The following is a 17436-nucleotide window of genomic DNA, read 5'->3' on the forward strand; positions in this document are numbered from 1 at the left end:
CATTACTTTGCAGAGTGAGTCTTGAGCCAATCGCGTAGCGCCGCATTCATGCGTGTCTGCCAGCCGGGCCCGGCGGCACGGAAGGCGGCGAGCACGTCTCGGTCGAAACGAATCGTAGTCGACTCTTTGTCACTTCCAGTGGGCCGCCCACGTTGCTTGCGGTACGCCTCGATTCCGGCCTGCATTTCTTCACGTGTCAGCGGCCGTTCGTCCTCGTTCTTGCCGTCCCAGACATACGGCGTCCCGGCTCGTACTTTCGCCAAATCGGTCTTGCTTTCGCCGGGTTTGCGAGTGGCGGGCATCTCAGTGGTTGCCATTGAAGTCCTCTTCGAGCCAGCCATGGTAAGCGCTCCTTTCCTCTTCACTCGCCGGTCGGAAACTGACAATCCGCAGCGCATCTTCGCGAACCGTATGCACCACCGTCAGCACTGCCAGCACGTCAAACACATACGCGAACGACTGTATCCGCTGTTCGCTGCTTCGCACACTCTCCACATCGAGGCGATAGGGGCTCTCCAGCACCATCACTGCATCGACGAAGTCCAACCCATGCTTGTCGAGGTTGGCTTGCCGCTTGGCTTCATCCCAAAGAATGTGCGTATCCATCGGCTTTATTGTTGTAACAGTAATTGTGGAAGTCAAGAATTTTCGTTACTACGCAAACTGAGGCATAATCCTTCAACCCGCCCGACACTACGCGATAAAGCCGCGCAGCGCCGGTGCCTTCGACGTTCGGCGCTCTCCATGCGACTCTGGTCATTGCATCCCAAGTATCTCGACCCGCAAGGCCTGGTCGCGCTGTGGCGGGAAGCGCTTCTCGCTCGTGCCGTGTTGCGGGGCGAGACGAAGGGCTACCGCAATCATCCGCAGCTCGACCGCTTCCGCAGCCATGCGGAGCCCGTCGCGGCGATCAACACGTATCTCGCCGGGGTCTATTGCGAGGCCGTCGCTCGCGGCTATTCGTTCGACCGTGGCAAGATCGACAGTGCGCAAACGGGCGCGCCGCTGCCCGTCACGGATGGGCAGATCTCTTACGAATGGCGGCACCTGCTGCAGAAGCTGTCCAGGCGCAGTCCCGCGCTCTACGAACATTGGCGCAGTTGCGATGAACCGGAATGTCACCCTATATTTTTCGTTCGTCATGGGCAGATCGAGCCCTGGGAGCGGCAATCGGATTCAGCGGGAACGAGCGCTCGATGAAGCGAGCACCTGACAATCCAGCCGGGTCAGCCCGCAGCCGGCTGCGCTGCCCGCTTGCTCACCTTCGTCGTTGTGCCCGTTCGGGAGATCCCCATGGCCTGGCTCATCACCAAGTACCTGCTCACCGCAACCGTCGTCGTCATTGTTTCGGAGGCGGCGAAGCGCAGTGACAAGCTCGGCGGATTCATCGCCGCCCTTCCCCTGGTCACCTTCCTTGCGCTCATCTGGCTTTACGTCGAGAAGCAACCTCAAGCCAAGATTTCCAACCATGCGTGGTACACGTTCTGGTACGTGCTGCCCACGTTGCCGATGTTCCTCGCGTTCCCGTTGCTGTTGCCGCGCCTCGGGTTCTGGCTGACCATGCTGGCCAGCATCGGCATCACGGTGCTGTGCTTTGGCTTGTTCGCGGTCGTGCTCCGGCCATTCGGCATTCAATTGCTGCCGTAAACGGGCTTGAACCCTTTGTTGCCCCCACCTGTCTTCCGGGCGGCGAACTTAGCCCACGGACCCGCAAGAAAATCGACGAAACAAGGGCAGAATGGACTGGCCTGCCTCAGATGGAGGGTGCCGAGGACGCAAGCTTCAGGCCCAGCGCCACCATTACTGCACCCGCCACCCGATCGATCGACGACTTGAAGCGCAGGTACGTGCGGCGGGGTTTTTCGGCCGAAAGGGTCACCGCAACCAAGGCGTACCAGGCGGTCTCGATGATGAACACCAGTCCTGCGATCACGCTACCCACGGCGAGCCCGGCCCCGTTCGGCAGGAAAGCCGCAAAGATGCTCGCGTACACGATCGCCGCTTTCGGGTTGCTGAGCTGGGTACCGAGGCCGAAAAGGAGCGATCGGGTCACGCTGTCACTGCTCGCCCGCGGTGCCACGGCCTGCACCGGCAGCGTCTGTCGCGACGCGCGCCAGATCATGACGCCGAGGTAAGCCAGATAGATTCCGCCGGCAAGTTTGAAGGCAAGGTACAGAGCCGGCACGGAGAGCAGCAAAGCCTGCAGCCCGACCAGCGCCGCGACCGTGAAAAGGACGCCGCCGATACCCATGCCCACCGCAGCGGCCAGCCCATTGCCCCGACCGGAAGAGACGGCCGTCCGCGCGACCATGACGAAGCTCGGCCCGGGACTTACGGTGCCGATGATCAGGACGCCGACGATTCCGGCAAGTGAGAGGATTTCATTCATCAGTTTTCTCCGTGTCGCGCGGAGGATACCGCAGGAGTCCGTGCGGCGGCCGCAGCCGGCGACTCTCGGCGGGGGCCAAAGCGAAACGTGGACCGGCAGCCGCAGCGGTGACGTCAGCGGCGCAATTCGAACACCAGCGCACGGATCATGCGTTCGGCCTGGGGGAGATAGGAGCGGCCGAAGAGGTTGAGGTGGTTCAGGACGTGATACAGGTTGTAGAGCGTCTTTCTTTGCTCGTAGCCTTCGTTCAGCGGCCACGCAGTGCGGTACGCCGCGTAAAAGGCCGTCGGAAAGCCGCCGAAAAGCTCACTCATCGCGAGATCCGCCTCGCGGTCACCACGATAAACGGCGGGATCGAAAATCACCGGCCTGCCGTCGGCATCGATTGCGGCATTGCCGCTCCACAGGTCGCCGTGCAGCAGGCTCGGCCGCGGGCGGTAATCGAGGAACAACGCGGGCACCCGCTCGAGCAGCTGGTCGGCTTCGCGCCCGAGGGCCCCCGAGTGGCCTCTGGAGCGCGCCAGCTGCAGCTGCGAGGTCAGCCGGCAGCGCACGAAGAATCGCGCCCATCCGTCGTGTTCGACATTGACCTGGGGATTGGTGCCGATGAAGTTGTCGCGTGCCCAGCCGAAGCGCTCGCCGGTATCGCGGTGCAACTTCGCCAAGGCTTCGCCGAAGCGCTGGCCGTCTTCCGCGCTCGCGAGCGGGCGCAGCTGCAGCCATTCGAGGAGCAGGAAAGCTTCGTCGGCGGTCGCGCCCCACGCCAGCACGCGCGGGACCCGAAAAGCGTCGCACGCAGTCAGTGCGGCCAGACCGTCGACTTCCGCCTCGAACATCGGCAGCGCGGCGGCATCGTTCAGCTTGAGAAAATGACGTTGCCCGCCGGCGCAGACCTCGAACGCACGACTGATCGAGCCACTGCTTGTTGAACGGACTTCGGCGCCGGAAAAGTTGATGCCGGTGGCAGCAGCGAGGGCATGCTGAAGTTCGGCACTCAGGTTTTGAGGGTCTTCCACTGCAGGACTCCCCGTTTGTGGACGCAAGGCGCGCTGAAATCGGCCGGCCCAACGGATGCCGAAGGTGAACCGGCCAACCTAATAATCGGCTCGTAACGACGGAACAGGCAAGACAGGGATCGCGGGATGGAGCGGTTGTTGTGGTTGTTGCGTCGGGAAGCGAGGCAGGCTGGCCGCGGCCGGCTGCTTCACAGCGGCGCTCAGCAGATCGAGCGCCTGCCCGATCGCCTCTTCGGGCGGGATGTCCGCGACGAACGAGGCTGTATGTTCGCAGCGCTGTTCGATCGTGTTGACGCCGCACTCCGGGCATGCCAGGCGCCAGGAGAGCAAGGGGCGGTGTCGGGTGCGGCTGGTGGGACCGGCGTTAATGAGATTGCCGCACCAGTAGATGCCGACCGACGCAGTCCCGATGGCACGGGCAAGATGCAGGGGGCCGGAGTCGTTCGCAACGATGAGCGCAGCCTGGGCGAGAACCCCGGTGAGGAGGGAGAGCGTGGAGTCGGGGCCCAGGTCGATGAAGGGGTGGCGCATGTTTTCGGCCAACTCGTCCAGTTGCGGCCGCTCGTCGCCCGTGGCGTTCACAACGATCAGCGCACCCGCATCTCCCAGCGCGTCGCCGACCCTGGCGAAGCGGGCGGCGGGCCAGCGGCGCCGCGGATCGGAAGCGCCGAGGTGAAGCACGGCAACAGTCTTGCCTGCGGGCAGGACGGCACGAGCGGCGGCGAGATCTTCGTCGGTGACGCTCATCCGCGGCTCCCAACCGGCAGCATGCGCACCGGCCAGCGCGACGACCTCGAGATAGCGGAAGACCTCGGGCTGGTAATAGAGATACGGGACTGAAAATTCGACGGGCTCGGCATCGGCGGCGCACAGGCCGAAAGTGTGGCGCGCCCCGAGCCGCTTGACGAAGGGGTTGGACCAGCGGCCCCCACCGTGCAACTGGAATGCCAGGTCGAAGCGTTCTGCGCGCATCGCGTCGAAGAACGAATCGAGCGCCGCCACATCTTCCCGGGCGTCTTCCGCGGCACCGACTCCCCGGGCCGTGGGCAACTCGACGACCCGGTCGATCGCCCCCGGTCGCCCGGTCAGATAGGCGCGGTGCCACGCCTTTCCCAGCAGCACGATCTCGGCGTCGGGAAAAGTCGCACGAAGCGCCTCGAGAGCCGGAAGACAGAAGATGTAGTCGCCGATGCCATTGGCACGAAGCACGGCGATCTTGTGCACCTTGCCGAAGTTCGTCATGGAGTCATCCCTTTTTCCAATGCGTTGTCGATTCTTCTCCTGCCGGCATCACGATGGCGCAACACGCATCGTGTCCGGCAAACGCCCGGCCCGCAGTCGGCCCGGGCCGGAGAACGATCTGCAGACCTCTGGCGCCGCCCGAGCAAACGCCGGGCCGCATGTTCCGCAACACTGGAAAAATTCGCTTCCACGCTTGCCTGGCCACTTCTGGCGCGAGTTCCTTGCGATTCCGGAAGCGCCGAGTAGTATTCCGATTGCACGGGCTGGAATGTGCATCGCTGAGCGAGCTACGCGCGGTCGGAACGGCGTAAGGAGTGGAGAACCATGAACCTGATGCAGTATCCGATGATGCTCTTTTCGACTCATCGCGGCTGGGACGATGTGCAGCGCAGGCACCCGAGCCCGAGCAAGCTGTTCCTGATGCTCGTGCTGCCGTTGTCGATCCTTCCGCCCGCGATGATTTTGCAGGCGGCGTCGGGCGTCGGCGCTCAGGTCTTTCCGGGCGCACCGTTCGGCGCGTGGATGCTGGGCGCGCTGCTGTTCTTCATCGCGGAGCAGATCAGCGTGCCGCTGATGGCCGGAGTGATCCGCAGAGGCTGCATCGCCAAAGGGGCAAGTGGCGATCTCGGCGGCGCATACGCGGTCGCGGGGATCGCCCCGGTGCCGCTGTGGCTTTCATCGCTCGCGCTGCTCGCCGGTGAAATCTGGGTCGTCGTGCTGATCGGGTTCGCAGCGCTTCTCACGTCGGGGGTGCTGGTCCACCACGGCGTCGAACGGCTGCTCGGCGTCGAGGAGGAAGTGAATGCGAGCGACGTCGCGGTCCAGGTCATCAGCCTCGGCGTGCTCGCGTGGGGCGCGCTGCTGCTGATCGCAGCCGCGCCGCTGCTGCTGTCGTAGCGGAATCCGCCCGGATCGGCGCGGGCCGGCGCTTCGCGTCCGGGCAAGCGGCGAACCCCGTCCCATCTTGGGACTGTCGCAAGTTGCTTCCAGGTGTTGGTCCGGTAGCCCAAACGCATATGCTCGACAACCGCTCGCATTGTTGCCAACATCGGACGAAGAAACCCCCAGAATCCAACCCACGCCATTTACGGACACATCGGCCGACCTGTTCCGACACGTCAGCGCGGACAAGGCCGGCATCTACCGCAGCATCATGGCGAGCTTCGCGGCGGCAAAGCGCCAGTTCAGGCTCCACATGCGACCTGACGAGGTGCTGACCGAAGCCCGCTGGACAGATGGCGTACCGAAGCTCGAAGAGGTCCAGGCCGCGCTCGCCCAGCTCGCCGAGTGGGGCAACCTCGAGGCGCAGCCCGATACCGCGCGCGTTGCCAGCATCAGCGACTTCTACCGCGCCCGGTTCCTCTACCGGCTGTTTCATGGCGGCGAAGCCGTCGAGACCGCTCTTGCTGCATTCGCCGAAGCGCTCGGGCGGCGGGCCGAGTTGCAGACGGTCGCGCTCGAAGACATCGCCAGCCGGCTCAAGACCCTGCTCGCGCTGGCCGATGCACCCACGCCCGATGCGGCCAAGCTGCACGAAACCTTGCGCGATCTGGTGCGCGTGTTCGAGGACCTGGCCGACAACGCCCAGGCCTTCATGGCCGGCATGGCGCGCAGCATCGAGCTGCAACAGGCCGATGCCACCGCAGTGCTGGCCTACAAGCAACGGCTGATCGATTACCTCGAACGCTTCATCGGTGACCTCGTCGGACGCTCCGGCGCGATCGCCCAACACATCGCCTCGCTGCATCCGCGCATTGATCCGCTGCTGTGGGCGGCCGCGCAGCGCGAAGCGCGCGACGCCGCGCCGGGCGACGGACAAGCGCAGGCCGACGCGCTCGGAGAGCGCCAGCAGGCCTGGCGCGAACGCTGTCACTGACCGGCACAATAGAGCCACCGATGATCGGCATATAGGAGCCAGCTGGAAGGGGCTCTGACGAACGTCTGCGGGGGTTCAAGATTGGCTGTTTTTTGGGGTTCCGACAAGGGCTGTTTTGGCCTTGTTCGGACCCTGCCGCGGGGTGCGGTAAGAGGCTCCGTCGAGCGTCAGGCAGTAGGCGTTGTGACGCAGGCGATCGACGGTGGCGGAAGCAAGTAGGCGGTTACCCGGGAAGGCCTGGTCCCACTCGGTGAAGTCGAGGTTGCTGGTGACGACGGTGGCGGTCTGCTCGTAGCGTTCGGCGATCAGGTCATGCAGGTCTTCGTCGGCGGGCGAACGCAGCGGTTTCAGCCCGAAGTCATCGATGATGAGGACCGGCACGCGCGCCAGTTGCTGGAGCTTCCGTTCATAGGCTCCGGTAGCCCGCGCCGCGTTGAGGCTCGCGAGCAACTGCGAGCAGGACGCGAAGACGACGTCGTGACCCTGGCGCACCGCGCAGTGCCCGAGCGCCTGCGCGAGATGGCTCTTGCCGGTGCCGCAGGGGCCGACGATGAGCACCGGGGCACGTTCATCGATGTAGCGCCCGGTCGCGAGATCATGCACCAGCGCGCGGTTGGTCGAGGGCAGCCGGTCGAACTCGAAGCCTTCGAGCGTCTTGGTAGCGCGAAACGCGGCGCGACGCAGCCGCGTGGCGAACTTCTTCTGCTCGCGCCGCGCGACCTCGTCCTGGATCAGCAGCGCGAGAAATTCCGTATAGGCGAGCTTCGCGTCGATCGCCTGGCGATTGCGCGCGTCGAGCGAATCGAGGATGCCGGAGAGGCGCAGTTGTTTGAGTTGCGGTGCCAGTTCGGGGGCGGGATTCATGGTGGGACTCCTTGGGTAAAGGGGGCGCGCGGTGCACCCGGTCAGTGAAACGACGTCGGATCGTCGGCGAAGAGCGCCGCGGTCGCGCGGGCGAAACGGGCGCGGCCGGCGTAGGGTTCGGTACTCACGGGGGTGAGCGGCTGCAAGTCGTGGCCGCCGGCGAGGATGGTCTTGACGGTGCGGTAATGCGGGCTGTCGTGGGCGAGTGCACGCTCGCAGGCCGCCTCCAGGCGCGCAGCGCCGTAGCGGCTCTTCAGCTGCAGCACGCCCTGCGCGGCACGCAGCCGCTCACTGATGCGGTCGCTCAAGAGCCGCCCGATGAGCTGGGCGCACGCGGTTCCGATCTCCGCGGCCTGTTGCAGACACCAACTGCGGTCGTGCGCGAAGAAACGTTGCGCCGAGGGCGGCAGATGATCGATGACGGTGCGCCGCTCGCCGGGACGACGGGCGCGGGCATGCGTGGCAACGGGTTTGAAGTCCTGATAGACCGTGACCACGCTGTCGGTCGCGCGCAACCACAAACTCTTGCCGACCAAGGTGAATGGCACGGAGTACAGCACGCGCTCGAAGCTGACGTGGCAGTCGCGATGCACCGACACCTGATGCCAAGTGCCCAGATCCGGCGGTACTGCGGGCAACGGCCGCAGCACACTGCGCTCGACGGCGAAGCTGTCCAGCGGTTTGATGCGTGTCGTGCCGTGAATGCGCAGCCCGGCTTCCTTCAACACCCAGTCACGCGCCTGCGCGTTCAGATCGGCCAGATCGCGGAAGCTGCGCGTGGGCAGGAAGTTGCCTTTGACGTATTTGACGCCCGCCTCGACGATGCCCTTCTTCTGCGGCTCCTGGGGCGGACAGGCGTCGATGCGAAAGCCGTAGCCTTCGGCGCATTCGGCGTAAGCACGTTGCACTTGGGGGTCGTGCGCGCACGCCTTGGTGATGGCGCACTTGGCGTTGTCGATGATGAGGCGCGCAGGCACCGCGCCGAACCACTCGAAGCCACGTCGGTGGCAACCGAGCCAGGTGCGCACGCTCTGGTCCCACACGAATTCGACATACTGGTGCCGCGAGAAACACAGCGTCATCACGAAGGCCCATGTGCGGCGCAGTTCGCCGGAGGCGGGATCGACGAGCTGCGGGCCGGCGCCGAAATCGACCTGGGCTGCCTCGCCCGGCGCGAACGACAACCGCACCGTCGCCTCGGGCGGGCGCTCGCGCTCGATCGTGGCGACAAGCCGGCGCACGCTGGAATAGTGCCCGGTGAAGCCGTGCTCACGTTTAAGGGTGGCGTGGATCACCACGCCGGAGACCCCCTGTGCGAGCCACTGCTCGACCAGCGGCCGGAACGCCGCGATCGATGATTGCGCCGTCACCGGCAGCCGCGGACGGCCGATCGCCGCGGCGATCTCGGCATCCTCTGGCACCGGCTGCTCCGGATCGAGCCAGCCGCGGGCTGCGGCCAATTCGCGGAAACGGGCGGCCTTGGCCCGTCCCATCAGCTTCGCGCGCGCAATCTCGCGCTCGGAGTCGCCCTGGCGCATGCGCATCAGGGCCTGGCGGTACTCGTACATCTCGATGCTCCTGCGGGCCACCGGCTCCCTCCTGCCAAACCAAAACCCGGCAGGGTAGCGATGGACCGCTCAAGGTCGAGACGTCCGTCAGAACTTTGCTGGCTCCATTACGCCGATCCGGCGCTGGCGCCTATGTGCCGATCACGCCCTGGCCTCAATGTGCCGATCACGCGCTGGCTCCATTGTGCCGATCATCAACTGGCTCCTATGTGCCGGTCGGTGACAAACGCTGGGCAGGCCTGCGCAGCTGGTTCGTGAGTACCCATCATGAACCGCCGCAGGCCGAGGTGCTGCGCTCGAAGGCACGCGCAGCGATTCCGCAGCTGCTGGCTGCGGTCGCGGCGCTCAATGCGAGAATCCGAACCTCCTCGCGATCGCCGCCGACCAGTTGGGGCCGCGCTGTGCCCCGCTGGTATGCACCGACGGCATGCCGGCCGCGGCTCAGCGCGTCCTGCTCACGCAGTTGCGGGCCGCCGGAGCAGCACTGCACTACCACGGCGACTTCGACTGGCCAGGTCTGCGGATCGGCAACCAGATGATCCGTGAGCACGACGCCCGGCCGTGGCGTTTCTCGACAGCCGACTATCGCGCCGCCGTCATCGGCGCACCGCGCCCCGGTCGCCCCCTCGACGACGCCGCCATCAGCGCGCTGTGGGACGACACCCTCGCCGGCACGATGCTCTCCGAACGGCTGGCGATCGACGAGGAAGGGCTCGCCGACGTGCTGCTCGACGACCTGCGACATTGCTGTAGCTGATGCACGCCCTCGGTCACCCCTTGAACGCGCCACCATGTCCGAAACTTGCTTGTTGAGGATTGTGTAAAAATCATTTCAAAGCAAGTACATGACGATGATTTATGAAGAAATATCCTTTCAGGTCACTCCCACTCGACTATTTCCTGCGACCTGCAGCCCGCGTAAAACATCGGCTCTTCCAGTCCATCCATCGAGTTTACCGTCACGTTTACCGTCAAGTCGCAGCCGCTCATCCTGACCGCGCCGCGAACAGGGAGCATCCTTCGTTGAACCTCTACTGGCGGCAGTCAATGCTCCGGCTCAATTGTAGTCAGCCAGTTCTCTGTCATGACGTCAGGGTACCTTGCGAAGTCCTTCGTGTTGTTGGTGACGACCGTAACGCCGAGCGCCGCCGCATGGGCTGCAATCAACTTGTCCAGATGATCCTTCCTGCTCTCGCGCGAGGCCAGTCGGATCGGACCATACGCGATTGCCGCTTCGGCATCGAAGGGCATGACCGGAATATCCTGAATGAGGTCGTCAAGATTCGCGCGCTCGCATTCGGGATCCGCCGATACCGCTACGCCGTGTTGAAGTTCGGCAAAGGTGATAGCGGACATCACGACATCACCCACATAGCACTGAGCAAATCGTCGAGCGACCTCCTCCGGATGGTTCTTCATCAGGTAGATGCACATGTTGGTGTCGAGCATGTAGCGCGCCATCACAGTGAATCCCTTTCGGCTTGCTCCTGATCGCCGCGACCTTCAGCCATGAAGTCCGGGGAGAACCTCGCGAACTTGGCCATTACACCCGCGAGAGACCGACGAGCGGGACGAATGCGTAACTCGTCGCCAACGCGTTCGATTTCCAGCTCGATGTCGGTGCGTTCGAAAGCCAGGTCCGATGGAATGCGCACGGCTTGTGAATTGCCGTTTTTGAATGCACGCGTGGTGTGCATGGCGAGCTCCTGCAGCGGATGTACGATGTATGTACACTAGAACAAGCAAGCCATTTTTGTAAATACATGGATGTACATGCGTGGAACGTAAGATCGCTGGTCTCGTACTGAATCACTCCCACTCGATCGTCGCCGGCGGCTTGCCCGAGATGTCGTACACGACCCGGTTGATGCCACGGACTTCGTTGATGATGCGGTTCGACACCTTGCCGAGGAGACTGTGCGGCAGCTCCGCCCAGTGCGCGGTCATGAAGTCCTGCGTCTGCACGGCGCGCAGCGCGACGACGTATTCGTAGGTACGGCCGTCGCCCATGACGCCGACGCTCTTGACCGGCAGGAACACGGCGAACGCCTGGCTGGTCTTGTCGTACCAGTCGGCGGCGCGCAGCTCGTCGATGAAGATCGCGTCGGCCCGACGCAGCAGGTCGGCGAACTCCTGCTTGACTTCGCCGAGGATGCGCACGCCCAGGCCCGGCCCCGGGAACGGGTGGCGGTAGACCATCTCGTGCGGCAGCCCGAGCGCGATGCCGAGCTCACGCACTTCGTCCTTGAAGAGCTCGCGCAGCGGCTCGAGCAGCTTCAGGTTCAGCGTCTCGGGCAGGCCGCCGACGTTGTGGTGGCTCTTGATCGTGTGCGCCTTGCCGGTCTTCGAGCCGGCCGATTCGATCACGTCCGGGTAGATCGTGCCCTGCGCGAGCCACTTTGCATTCGGCAGCTTCTGCGCCTCGGCCTGGAACACTTCGACGAACTCGCGGCCGATGATCTTGCGCTTCGCCTCCGGATCGGACACGCCTTTCAGATGCCCCATGAACTGCTCGGTCGCATCGACGTGGATGACTTTCACACCGAGGTTGAGCGCGAAGGTGCGCATCACCTGTTCGGCTTCGTTGAGCCGCAGCAGGCCGTTGTCGACGAACACGCAGGTCAGCTGTTCGCCGATCGCGCGATGCAGCAGCGCCGCGACGACGGAAGAGTCGACGCCGCCGGACAGCCCGAGGATGACCTCTTCCTGGCCGACCTGCGCGCGCACTTTCGCGATCGCTTCTTCGGCATAGTCGGGCATGTTCCAGTCGTGCCCGCAGCCGCAGATCTCGTGCACGAAGCGGGCGATCATCTCCTTGCCCTTGATCGTGTGCGTGACCTCGGGGTGGAACTGCACCGCGTAGAACTTGCGCACTTCGTCGGCCATGCCGGCGACGGGGCACGCTTCGTTGCTGGCGATAACTTTGAAACCCGGCGGCAGCGTCGTGACCTTGTCGCCGTGGCTCATCCACACGTCGAGCAGGCCATGGCCTTCGTCGTTCGTGCGATCCTCGATGCCGCGGAAAAGTTCGGAATGGCCCCGCGCACGGATCTCGGCGTAGCCGAACTCGCGCTTGCCCGAGCTTTCGACGCTGCCGCCGAGCTGCTGGGCCATCGTCTGCATGCCGTAGCAGATGCCGAGCACCGGCACGCCGAGCTCGAAAACCGATTGCGGCGCGTGCCAGCCGACCGCTTCATAAACCGAGTTCGGGCCGCCCGAGAGGATCACGCCGGCCGGCGCGAACTCTCGGACGAAGTCGTCGGAGACATCGAACGGATGGATCTCGCAATACACCTGCTGCTCGCGCACGCGCCGCGCGATGAGCTGAGTGACCTGGGAACCGAAATCGAGGATGAGGATTTTTTGGTGTGCCATGACGGGACCGGAAATGAGAAGGGCGGCCGCAGCCGCCCCGTGAACGTCTGAGCCGAATCAATCGACGTGGTAGTTCGGCGCTTCCTTCGTGATCTGCACGTCGTGCACATGCGATTCGCGAACGCCGGCGGAGGTGATCTCGACGAATTGCGCGCGCTCGTGCATCGCGACGATGGTGTCGCAGCCGAGGTAGCCCATCGATGCGCGCAGGCCGCCGATCAGCTGGTGGATCACCGCAGTGACCGCACCCTTGTACGGCACGCGACCTTCGATGCCTTCGGGCACGAGCTTGTCGGCGTTGCCATCGGACTCCTGGAAATAGCGGTCGGCTGCGCCCTGCTGCATCGCGCCGAGCGACCCCATGCCGCGATACGACTTGTACGAACGGCCCTGGTACAGCACCGTCTCGCCGGGCGCCTCTTCGGTGCCGGCGAAGAGGCCGCCGAGCATCACGACGTCGGCGCCGGCGGCGATCGCCTTCGAGATGTCGCCCGAATAACGGATGCCGCCGTCCGCGATCAGCGGAACACCGGTGCCGGCGAGCGCCGTGGCAACGTTGTCGATCGCGGTGACCTGCGGCACGCCGACGCCGGCGACGATGCGGGTCGTGCAGATCGAGCCCGGCCCGATACCGACCTTGACCGCGTCGGCGCCGCAATCGACGAGCGCTTTCGCTGCCGCGGCGGTCGCGATGTTGCCGCCGATCACTTCGACATGCGGGAAGTTCTTCTTGACCCAGCGGACGCGATCGAGCACGCCCTGCGAGTGGCCGTGCGCGGTGTCGACGACGACGACATCGACGCCGGCTTCGACGAGCGCTTCGGCGCGCTCCTCGGTGCCCGCGCCGACGCCCAGCGCCGCGCCGACCCGCAGCCGGCCGAGGTCGTCTTTCGCTGCCAGCGGATGCTCGGTCGACTTCATCATGTCCTTGACGGTGATGAGCCCGCGCAGTTCGGCCGCGTCGTTGAGCACCAGCACGCGTTCGAGGCGGTGCTTGTGCATCAGGCGGCGCGCTTCCTCGAGGCTGTCGCCCTCCTTGACGGTGACGAGACGCTCGAACGGCGTCATGATCGCCGACACCGGCTGGTCGAGATTGGTCTCGAAACGCACGTCGCGGTTCGTCACGATGCCGACGACACGCCTGTTCTCGACGACCGGCAGGCCGGAGAACTTGTGCAGGCGAGTCAGCGCCATCACGTCGCGCACGGTCATCGTCGGGGGGATCGTGATCGGGTCCTTCAGCACCCCGGATTCGAAGCGCTTCACTTTCGCGACCATCGCGGCCTGCTGCTTGACCGCGAGATTCTTGTGCAGGATGCCGATGCCGCCTTCCTGCGCCAGCGCGATCGCGAGGCGGGATTCGGTCACGGTATCCATGGCGGCGGAAACGAGGGGAATGTTGATCCGGATATTCCGCGTCAATTGCGCCTTGAGGCTGACATCGCGCGGCAGAACGGTCGAGTGGGCAGGCACGAGAAGGACGTCGTCGAACGTCAGCGCCTTCTGAATCACTCGCATGGCTTCTTTCCTTTCGGCCAAATCCGTATTATACAGATCGCGCCTGCGCGTTGTAAGCGGCGCTTCCACGGAGTCCGACCGATGCGCCGCATCAACCTCTTTGTCATCAGCCTGCTCGTCTCGCTGCCTGCTGGAGCGGAGATCTACCAGTGGCGCGATGCCCAGGGCCGCGTGCATTATTCCGACACGCCGCCGGCCGGCGAGAACGCGACGACGCTCCGCGAGGCCGTTCCGCCCGCTGCCAGCGAGCAGCCGGGCAAGGACGCGGAAACCGGGACCGGAGCGGGCGGCAGCGCAGACGCGGCAGGACCGAAGACGCTCGCGGAGCGGGATCTCGCTTTCCGCCAGCGCCGCGCCGAAGCGGCCGAAGCGGCGGCGAAGGCCGAGCAGGAACGCCAGCAGTCGGCCGAACGACAGCGCGATTGCGAGCAGGCGCGCAACCAGCTCGTCGCCCTGGAATCCGGCCAGCGCCTCGCGCGCTTCAATCGCGACGGCGAACGCGAAGTGCTCGGCGACGACGGCCGCGCCGACGAGCTCGCCCGGACGCAAAAATTCGTCGAATCCGCCTGCCGATAACCCCCGAGGGCCGCGGCGTTACTCCTCGCCTGCCGGCCCGCCGCCTTTTTTCATGACCTTGCCTTCCTCGGCGCGCTTCTTGCGCACGGCCTTCGGGTCGGCGATCAGCGGCCGGTAGATTTCGACGCGGTCGCGGTCGCGCAACGGCGTGTCGAGCCGGCTCAGCTTGGCATAGACCCCCACCTTGTTCGGCCCGTCGAGGTCGATTTCCGGATGCTTGGCAAGAATCCCCGACGCTTCGATCGCATCGCGCACGGTCGCGCCTTCGGGCACGCGCACTTTCAGTAATTCCTGCACCTGCGACAAGGCGTAGGTGACTTCGACAGTGATCAGATCGGCCATGCTCAGCTCTTTGGATAGACTTGGTTCGCCCGTTTCACGAACGAATCGACGAACGTGTTCGCGATGTGGTTGAACACCGGCCCGAGCGCCTTTTCCAGCAGCCGGTTCGAGAACTCGTAGTGCAGGTTGAACTCTATCTTGCACGCGCTCTCGCCGAGCGGCGTGAAATGCCAGTTGCCATCGAGATGCTTGAACGGACCGTCCCTGAGCCGGATCAGCATTTTCACCGGCGCGAGCTTTTCGTTCTGCGTGCTGAAATGCGCCTTGAGCCCGTGATAGTTGATATGCAGCGTCGCGACAGTGACTTTTTCAGTGCGCGCATGCACCTCCGTGCCGCCACACCACGGCAGGAATTGCGGGTAATCCTCGCAGCGGTCGACGAGCTCGAACATCTGCGCAGGCGTGAACTCGACCAGGACCAGCTTCTTGACGTCAGCCATTGGGGATAGGGACGGCCTCGGCGCCGAACTGCTAAAATCCGCGATTCTACCGCAAGCCGCGCGGCCGGCGCCGGCCTGAGGCACACGCCAAGGATCCACGACAAGCCCATGAGCATCATCGACAACCGCAAGGCCTTCCATGACTACTTCATCGAAGAGAAGTACGAGGCCGGGCTCGTCCTGGAAGGGTGGGAAGTCAAGGCGATCCGGGCCGGGCGCGCGAACATCAAGGAAGCGTACGTGATCCTGCGCGGCGAGGAGCTGTTCATCCTCGGCATGCACATCAGTGCGCTGCAAAGCGCCTCGACTCACGTCAAGACGGATCCGGTGCGCACCCGCAAGCTGCTGATGCACGCGAAGGAGATCGCGAAGCTGATCGGCAAGGTCGAGCGCGCCGGCTTCACGCTCGTGCCGCTCGACCTGCACTACGCGAAAGGTCGCATCAAGGCGACGATCGGGCTGGCGAAAGGCAAGAAGCAATACGACAAGCGCGAATCCGAGAAGGAACGTGACTGGGAGCGCGACAAGGCGCGCCTGATGCGCGTGAAGACCTGAACGTCGCGCGCGTTTCGCGCACCACCGTCCGAGCGCGTTCGTCGGCCGCTCCGCCACCGGCCGCGAACCCGGTCCCGACCCTCACGAGCTGCACGACAGCATCGAACAGCCGGCGCGGTTGCGCGCCCAGTCCGGCCGCCGGGCGGCGAAGCGCTCGCGCCCCGGCTGCTCGTCGTACGGATGACGCATGACATCGAGCAGATCGGAAATTCCCGTATAGTCCCCCTGTTCGGCGGCATCGATGGCTTCCTGCGCAAGGTAGTTTCGCAGCACGAAGCGCGGATTGGCGGCGTTCATGCGGGCGCGGCGCCGGTCGGCAGGCGTCCGGTCCTGCTTCGCCCGCTTCGCGTATGCAGCGAGCCACCCGTTCATTTCAGCTTCGGCGGCGGCGGCGTTCTCGGGCGAATAGAACGCCTCGCGCAACGGCTCGATCGAAGGCGCGTCGAGGTCGAGCGACGCCAGGCGGCGGAAGAAGATCGTCATGTCGACTTCGGCCCGCGTCAGCAGTCCGTGCAGCGTCTCGACGAGCGCCGCGTCCTCGTCGCCGAACGCCTCGAAGCCGAGCTTCGCGGCCAGCATGCATCGGTTTTCTTCGTCGAAGACTCGCGCGTAAAGGTCCAGTCCGTCGTGCAGCGGTTCGGCGGCGCCGAACACGGGATACAGCGCATTCGCGAGCTGGAGCAGGTTCCAGTGCGCGATATGCGGCTGGTTGCCGAAGCGGTAGCGCTTGCCGCCGGCATCGGTCGTGTTCGGTGTCCAGTTCGGATCGAAATTGTCGATCCAGCCGTACGGACCGTAGTCGATCGTCAGGCCGAGAATCGACATGTTGTCGGTGTTCATCACGCCGTGCACGAAACCGACCCGCATCCACTGGACGATCATTCGCGCGGTGCGTTCGCACACCGTGCGGAACCACTCGGCACGACGCGCCGCCGGCTCGCCGTCGAGCTCGGGAAAGTCGCGCGCGATCGTGAAATCGACGAGGCGCGTCAAGAGCGCCTCGTCGCCGCGCGACGTGAAGATCTCGAAATTGCCGAAGCGGATGAAGGACGGCGCGACGCGACACACGACCGCTCCCGGCTCGGCTTTCGGCCGGCCGTCATAAAACATGTCGCGCACGACTTTTTCGCCGGTGCCGACGAGGCACAGCGCGCGCGTCGTCGGCACGCCCAGGTGGTGCATCGCTTCGCTGCAGAGAAATTCGCGGATCGACGAGCGCAGCACTGCACGCCCGTCGGCGTGGCGCGAATACGGCGTCGGGCCGGCGCCCTTGAGCTGCAGCTCCCAGCGCTCGCTGCGGCCGTCGCCCTGCGTGGTGACCGTTTCGCCGAGCGTGATCGCGCGGCCGTCGCCGAGCTGGCCCGCCCAGTTGCCGAACTGGTGGCCGCCATAACAGGCGGCATACGGCTCCATTCCGGGCATCAGGGCATTGCCGGCAAAAACCGCAGCGAATTCGGGCGAGCATACGTCCGCCTCGTCGAACCCGAGCAGCGCCGCGACTTCGGGCGACCATGCGATCAGGTGCGGTGCGCCGACCGGCGTCGGCATCACGCGCGAGAAGCAGGCGCCGTGGACCTGGCGCACGTCCGGAGACGGGTTCGGATCGCCCGGCAGTTCGTGGACGAATCGGTTGTCGAATACGAGATTTTTCATAGCCTTGCGGTTCCGCGGGGGT

General features: G+C 64.9%; 21 protein-coding genes and 1 pseudogene. 8 read left to right on the forward strand and 14 right to left on the reverse strand.

What is annotated here, in order from left to right; all coding sequences use genetic code 11:
* Positions 1-2: 2 nt before the first annotated feature.
* Both PA01_14365 and PA01_14370 read right to left on the reverse strand, forming a co-directional pair.
* Entirely contained in the window at positions 3-317 is a 315-nt protein-coding gene (locus PA01_14365; protein KON80364.2) for a BrnA antitoxin family protein, read from the reverse strand.
* Entirely contained in the window at positions 304-606 is a 303-nt protein-coding gene (locus PA01_14370; protein KON80365.1) for a BrnT family toxin, read from the reverse strand. The genes PA01_14365 and PA01_14370 overlap by 14 nt, the downstream gene beginning before the upstream one ends.
* Positions 607-744: 138 nt before the next feature.
* Between PA01_14370 and PA01_14375 the strand changes: the two genes are divergently transcribed.
* Together PA01_14375 and PA01_14380 are read left to right on the forward strand one after the other, a co-directional pair.
* Positions 745-1200, forward strand: coding sequence for a pyrimidine dimer DNA glycosylase/endonuclease V (locus tag PA01_14375; protein ID KON79674.1), 456 nt, complete (start codon positions 745-747; stop codon positions 1198-1200).
* A 93-nt stretch (positions 1201-1293) separates the two neighbouring features.
* Positions 1294-1647 (forward strand): DUF3147 family protein, encoded by a 354-nt coding sequence (locus tag PA01_14380; protein KON79675.1) that lies wholly within the window; start codon positions 1294-1296, stop codon positions 1645-1647.
* A 106-nt stretch (positions 1648-1753) separates the two neighbouring features.
* Here the strand turns inward: PA01_14380 and PA01_14385 are convergent, their stop codons facing one another.
* The 3 genes from PA01_14385 to PA01_14395 all read right to left on the reverse strand — a co-directional run bounded on the left by PA01_14385 (position 1754) and on the right by PA01_14395 (position 4647).
* Complete coding sequence (locus tag PA01_14385) at positions 1754-2389, reverse strand: LysE family transporter (GenBank protein ID KON79676.1); 636 nt, start codon at positions 2387-2389, stop codon at positions 1754-1756.
* 113 nt (positions 2390-2502) lie between these two features.
* A complete protein-coding gene (locus tag PA01_14390; protein KON79677.1) occupies positions 2503-3405 on the reverse strand; it encodes a fructosamine kinase family protein in 903 nt (300 codons plus the stop codon).
* A 78-nt stretch (positions 3406-3483) separates the two neighbouring features.
* The gene (locus PA01_14395; protein ID KAI5912332.1) at positions 3484-4647 is read right to left on the reverse strand and encodes a glycosyltransferase family 9 protein; all 1164 of its coding nucleotides are present in this window, start codon (positions 4645-4647) and stop codon (positions 3484-3486) included.
* Positions 4648-4971: 324 nt separating this feature from the next.
* On the opposite strand from PA01_14395, the gene PA01_14400 reads away from it, so the two are divergent.
* Both PA01_14400 and PA01_14405 read left to right on the forward strand, forming a co-directional pair.
* Positions 4972-5544, forward strand: a complete 573-nt coding sequence (locus PA01_14400; protein KON79678.1) for a YIP1 family protein — start codon at positions 4972-4974, stop codon at positions 5542-5544.
* Positions 5545-5686: 142 nt separating this feature from the next.
* Positions 5687-6523, forward strand: a complete 837-nt coding sequence (locus PA01_14405) for a TIGR02677 family protein (protein KAI5912333.1) — start codon at positions 5687-5689, stop codon at positions 6521-6523.
* A gap of 75 nt (positions 6524-6598) precedes the next feature.
* Here the strand turns inward: PA01_14405 and istB are convergent, their stop codons facing one another.
* A complete protein-coding gene (gene istB / locus PA01_14410) occupies positions 6599-7387 on the reverse strand; it encodes an IS21-like element helper ATPase IstB (protein KON79679.1) in 789 nt (262 codons plus the stop codon).
* Positions 7388-7428: 41 nt separating this feature from the next.
* On the reverse strand, positions 7429-8955 hold the full coding sequence (istA, locus tag PA01_14415) for an IS21 family transposase (GenBank protein ID KON79680.1): 1527 nt from the start codon (positions 8953-8955) through the stop codon (positions 7429-7431).
* Positions 8956-9209: 254 nt separating this feature from the next.
* Here istA and PA01_19050 point away from each other — a divergent pair.
* Positions 9210-9269, forward strand: a pseudogene (locus PA01_19050) (hypothetical protein).
* Between the two features lie 74 nt (positions 9270-9343).
* On the forward strand, positions 9344-9712 hold the full coding sequence (locus PA01_14420; GenBank protein ID KAI5912334.1) for a DUF2399 domain-containing protein: 369 nt from the start codon (positions 9344-9346) through the stop codon (positions 9710-9712).
* 287 nt (positions 9713-9999) lie between these two features.
* On the opposite strand, the gene PA01_14425 is transcribed toward PA01_14420, so the two are convergent.
* The 4 genes from PA01_14425 to guaB all read right to left on the reverse strand — a co-directional run bounded on the left by PA01_14425 (position 10000) and on the right by guaB (position 13848).
* Positions 10000-10416, reverse strand: a complete 417-nt coding sequence (locus PA01_14425) for a type II toxin-antitoxin system VapC family toxin (protein KON79681.1) — start codon at positions 10414-10416, stop codon at positions 10000-10002.
* Entirely contained in the window at positions 10416-10652 is a 237-nt protein-coding gene (gene vapB, locus PA01_14430) for a type II toxin-antitoxin system VapB family antitoxin (protein ID KON79682.1), read from the reverse strand. The genes PA01_14425 and vapB overlap by 1 nt, the downstream gene beginning before the upstream one ends.
* Before the next feature lie 112 nt (positions 10653-10764).
* Positions 10765-12330, reverse strand: a complete 1566-nt coding sequence (guaA, locus tag PA01_14435; protein KON79683.1) for a glutamine-hydrolyzing GMP synthase — start codon at positions 12328-12330, stop codon at positions 10765-10767.
* Positions 12331-12387: 57 nt separating this feature from the next.
* Positions 12388-13848, reverse strand: coding sequence for an IMP dehydrogenase (guaB, locus tag PA01_14440; protein ID KON79684.1), 1461 nt, complete (start codon positions 13846-13848; stop codon positions 12388-12390).
* Positions 13849-13929: 81 nt separating this feature from the next.
* Between guaB and PA01_14445 the strand changes: the two genes are divergently transcribed.
* Positions 13930-14424, forward strand: coding sequence for a DUF4124 domain-containing protein (locus tag PA01_14445; protein KON79685.1), 495 nt, complete (start codon positions 13930-13932; stop codon positions 14422-14424).
* An 18-nt stretch (positions 14425-14442) separates the two neighbouring features.
* Here the strand turns inward: PA01_14445 and PA01_14450 are convergent, their stop codons facing one another.
* Together PA01_14450 and PA01_14455 are read right to left on the reverse strand one after the other, a co-directional pair.
* Complete coding sequence (locus PA01_14450) at positions 14443-14766, reverse strand: RnfH family protein (GenBank protein KON79686.1); 324 nt, start codon at positions 14764-14766, stop codon at positions 14443-14445.
* Positions 14767-14768: 2 nt separating this feature from the next.
* Complete coding sequence (locus tag PA01_14455) at positions 14769-15206, reverse strand: type II toxin-antitoxin system RatA family toxin (GenBank protein KON79687.1); 438 nt, start codon at positions 15204-15206, stop codon at positions 14769-14771.
* 108 nt (positions 15207-15314) lie between these two features.
* On the opposite strand from PA01_14455, the gene smpB reads away from it, so the two are divergent.
* Complete coding sequence (gene smpB, locus PA01_14460; GenBank protein ID KON79688.1) at positions 15315-15761, forward strand: SsrA-binding protein SmpB; 447 nt, start codon at positions 15315-15317, stop codon at positions 15759-15761.
* A gap of 81 nt (positions 15762-15842) precedes the next feature.
* On the opposite strand, the gene PA01_14465 is transcribed toward smpB, so the two are convergent.
* Positions 15843-17414 carry a YdiU family protein gene (locus tag PA01_14465; GenBank protein ID KON79689.1) on the reverse strand — a complete coding sequence of 524 codons (1572 nt, stop codon included), beginning with the start codon at positions 17412-17414 and terminating at the stop codon, positions 15843-15845.
* Between the last annotated feature and the right edge of the window lie 22 nt (positions 17415-17436).

It is taken from the genome of Azoarcus sp. PA01 (assembly GCA_001274695.2).
GTDB lineage: Bacteria > Pseudomonadota > Gammaproteobacteria > Burkholderiales > Rhodocyclaceae > Aromatoleum.